This window comes from Mesotoga infera, from assembly GCA_011045915.1.
In the GTDB taxonomy this organism is placed as follows: domain Bacteria; phylum Thermotogota; class Thermotogae; order Petrotogales; family Kosmotogaceae; genus Mesotoga; species Mesotoga infera_D.
Genome location: DSBT01000369.1, coordinates 1 through 3,725 on the forward strand (window position 1 = coordinate 1; position 3,725 = coordinate 3,725).

Genomic DNA, 3,725 nt, shown 5'->3' on the forward strand with positions numbered 1-3,725 from the left:
AAGTGCCTTTCCCTTGTATTCGTTTGACAACATTGGAATTTTCGAGCTCGGTCATCGCCCTAACGACAGTTGCCCTGCTTACCCCAAACTCATCCATAAGCTCGCGTTCGGTTGGTAGTCTGTCTCCAGGAGACAGTTCCTGCTCTTTTATCATCTGAGTAATCCGTTTAAACAGAACTCTGTACATCGGAACTTCGTTTTTCATACTAGTCCTCCTGATATCCGGTCGACAGGTTGACCGGTCCTATTGTCTCAAATATTTGTTTTGATTTCAAAATACCACTATCCGCAATGCGCAACGACCATCTATAATAATAGCCGATTAACAGTCTAAATCTCCGAGTTCCTTGAAAACAGAAGAAAAACCTGAGTCTCAATAAAGAAGAAGCGCACTTCTTGAACAGGAATTTGGGGGAACAGAAGATAATTTCTCTTTTGCTTCTTTGGTGACTGACTCACTTTTTTACATGCCATTAAAAAAGTTAGAGTGCACTATGCAGGAGTGCAGATAGCGGCACCAGTGGATGACATTGTCTACGAATAGTAAGATCATATTGAGTCGCTTCTTGAGGGAGTTCGCACACAAAAGAAGGAAGTAAGCGAAAATACGATTTTCTGCACAAATATGCAAAAAATCCTAAGGGAGATATCAGTACTATTCCTGGACAGTTGGCCACTTCTTTGTGGAATATTTCGCAAGACCTTCAATCAGCCTGTCTATCTGGCCGCTGTTCTGGAGATCGTCTACTCTCCCCAGATTAACCAAGGCTTTCTGTCTGGTCCTATTCCCTGCTCGCATAAATTGGGTCAGACTCTTTTCTTTCAGGGCTTCTTTTTCTTTTGGAAGCTGTCTGTCTGTCCTTAATTTCAAACATTCTCGCTTCTCTTTCTTCTGTAGAACCTAGTGTACTCTCGGCTGTAATTATCGTTTCAAGAGTCTTTCTAAGCGCCACAAATCATATGTGCAGACAGAAACCATTCTCGTTCAAAAAAGGCAAAACATGATGCTCGCAACTCCAACCCATCGCTTGTCCAATGCACACGGCTTCTTGACTCTCAGGTCTAGTCGTTTACGACAGACTTGCTCCAGTCAAATTGAAGAACTTCCGTTAAATCTACATCGACACCACCGGCTCTGGATAAGGTGATTTTAACTTCATCAATTCCATTTGAACTTGACCAATGATCAGATGGGCAATGAAGTATCATGATGGAATCGGCTTCTGCGAAGTGTGAGCCGTTTCCTTCAAAATCCTTTATTCTTGGTATCTTCCCAGCATTTCTGTACGCTGAGTGTTTCAGCTTGGTCGCAACGATGAATGAAACGCCCAGGGTCATTCCAACTTGCTTTAGAAGGCCACAAGCTTTCCTCTTTCCTGACAAGAGGTAAAGGTCGTCGATGATGAAGATTTCGATCCCTCTAGAATGATTAAGTTCGTTTGCAACTTCTATCGTTCTTTCTATGCTACGTTCCTTCAAACCTACAATATCTAATGTGAGCTGCTTCATTTCATACAAACTGCGATTCAATTCATCTAATTCATCTGTGGGCAGATCTTTCGTATCTTCCAGCTTTAGCTGTGATTCGAAAACTCTTCGCAAAAGTCTTGTCTGAAGGTTTTTGGAAGGCTCGCTACATGAGAAAAAGGCAACATGTCCACCTTCAAGAGCAAATTTATATGCCAGGTTTAGCAGAAGCGTTGTCTTTCCGCTCATGTACAGTCCTCCAACCACCACTAGATGCCCGCTTGCTATTGGTTGGAGATGATTAGATAGACCTCTGTAAGGCCAGTTCAGATCTTTCATAAATCACCTCGGAATATTTGCCGTTTATCTGCTGCTCCATTAAATAGGATCAGACTCTCATTTATGTTTTGGCGAAGAGGATTGTTGAATTCCGTTTGCGCTTGGATTCAGAATGATTGCGTCAGCCTGTTTATGAATCTTTGCTCTCCCCAAGCTCGTTTGGTGTCGTGATTCCTCTTCTGCGGGATTTTGCTGAACCAATCTGTATTCTTTGTCAATTCCAGCCTCTGCATATCCAGATATCGAGAGAGATTATCTTTTCTCAAGCTCGGCTTCTACTATCTTGTAAAACTCTTCTCTGGCATGTCTTTCCATCCAGGGCATGTGGCCGCATCTTTCCAGGAGTCTGAACCTGAAATTCTCAAGTACCCTTGAAAGCGGGATCTCGACACCCTCTGCCGGATGGGGGTCGTAATCGCCATGGACTGCGAGAACGGGACAACGAATCTTCTTGCCATTCTCGAGAAGCTCTCCGCTGCTTCTCATCTCTGAGGCCTCTGTCCATACGCTCTTGTATATCTCTGCATTGATATTGACTTCGACTCTTTCGGCATCTTCGAGAAGATCGAAGTGGTCTGTCTTGGCCAGGAGTTCTCTGAACTCAGATAGCAGTTCTCTATCTTTCAGTTCTGCATTGTTCAGGAGGCTCATGAGTTTTCCCGCTCGAGCCCTTTCTTCTGCGCCAAGACGGTTCAGGCGAGTATTCATAATACCGGAAGCGTAATGCTGCTCGAAAGGACCGCTGCTTATTAGTATTATCCTATCCACAAGATCGCTATGCTCTGCCGCAAACAAGAAGACGAGCCAAGCTCCCCAAGAATGTCCCAGAAGAATAACCGGGGAAATGCAATAACTCTCGACAATCTCCCTCAACTCCTCTACTTGTCCGAATACCGTCTTCTTTGTCTGATAAGGCTCCAGAACTCCCCATCTCTTTCCCAGCTCTCTCGCGAGGGGTGCGACTCCTCCGGCCGCTCCCGGTCCTCCATGGGCAACGACAACTCTGTATGGAGGGTCGCCGTACATTCTCAGATTATCCATCTTCTTGTCTTTCGCCTCCAGTTGGAGTGTTCTTAAATGCGCTTATCTGTCAAAACTCTATCACTACCTCATCCTATTCCATCCTTCTCAATGATACTGGTGTTCTCCGAAGTATTTTGGCGTCAAGTGACTTCCGGATAGGTTATTAATTTATCTGATATTTAATCCAAGCTTTGACAGCAATAAGCCTAAAAAGCAATAAAAAAGGGGGATTAAAAGAAAAAGAGACGTCCCACCACAGTGGTCTCTTCTGCATTCTCTGAGACTGTAACTTTCGACGGCGCAAAATGCCTTCAACGACAGACTCGCTTCTTTTGGGAACTTCCACGAAAGAAGGAAGCAAACATACGATTTTCTGCATAAAAGATGGGAAAATCCTAAGGGGGATATCAGTACTATTCCTGGACAGTTATCCACTTCTTTGTAGAATATTTCGCAAGACCTTCAATCAGCCTATCTATCTGGCCGCTGTTCTGAAGATCGTCTACTCTCCCTAGATTAACCAGAACTCTCTGTCTGGTCTTATTCCCTGCTCGTATATTCTCTACGATCTGCAGGTAGCTTCTGGTGGAACCGTCTTTGTTTTTGAAATTCTTCAGTCTAAGAAACATAGCACATATATTATACCAATGCATTCTTCGACTATTTAGCTACGTTAAGACACAAAGAACGATACGCGGCGTCATATACAAGATCGCTCTCTTGTATCTTATCCAGACGTACGTACCAATTCCAGAACTCTCTCTCCTTATTTCGCGCTTCAGCTCCCAGGATTGTATTTCTATTTCAAGTTAATCAAGGTGCAGAGGTTGCGAGTTATCGGATCTGGTATAGAGTAACTCTTGATTGACTTCGAAAATGAGACCTAAAGGAAGCTC

General features: G+C 43.9%; 3 protein-coding genes and 2 pseudogenes. All 5 read right to left on the bottom strand.

Going from position 1 to position 3,725, the window contains the following annotated elements; genetic code table 11:
* A partial coding sequence (locus ENN47_11960; protein ID HDP78865.1) for a GntR family transcriptional regulator occupies positions 1 to 205 on the bottom strand: 205 nt, incomplete at its 3' end.
* Between the two features lie 468 nt (positions 206 to 673).
* A pseudogene (locus tag ENN47_11965) lies at positions 674 to 871 on the bottom strand (IS1634 family transposase).
* Between the two features lie 191 nt (positions 872 to 1,062).
* Positions 1,063 to 1,806, bottom strand: a complete 744-nt coding sequence (locus tag ENN47_11970; GenBank protein HDP78866.1) for a hypothetical protein — start codon at positions 1,804 to 1,806, stop codon at positions 1,063 to 1,065.
* A gap of 252 nt (positions 1,807 to 2,058) precedes the next feature.
* Entirely contained in the window at positions 2,059 to 2,847 is a 789-nt protein-coding gene (locus tag ENN47_11975; GenBank protein ID HDP78867.1) for an alpha/beta hydrolase, read from the bottom strand.
* 410 nt (positions 2,848 to 3,257) lie between these two features.
* Positions 3,258 to 3,458, bottom strand: a pseudogene (locus ENN47_11980) (IS1634 family transposase).
* Positions 3,459 to 3,725: the final 267 nt, after the last annotated feature.

Coding starts and splice junctions, on each gene's coding strand:
- ENN47_11970 (HDP78866.1), bottom strand. CDS start 1,806: ATGAAAGATCTGAACTGGCCTTACAGAGGTCTATCTAATCATCTCCAA.
- ENN47_11975 (HDP78867.1), bottom strand. CDS start 2,847: ATGGATAATCTGAGAATGTACGGCGACCCTCCATACAGAGTTGTCGTT.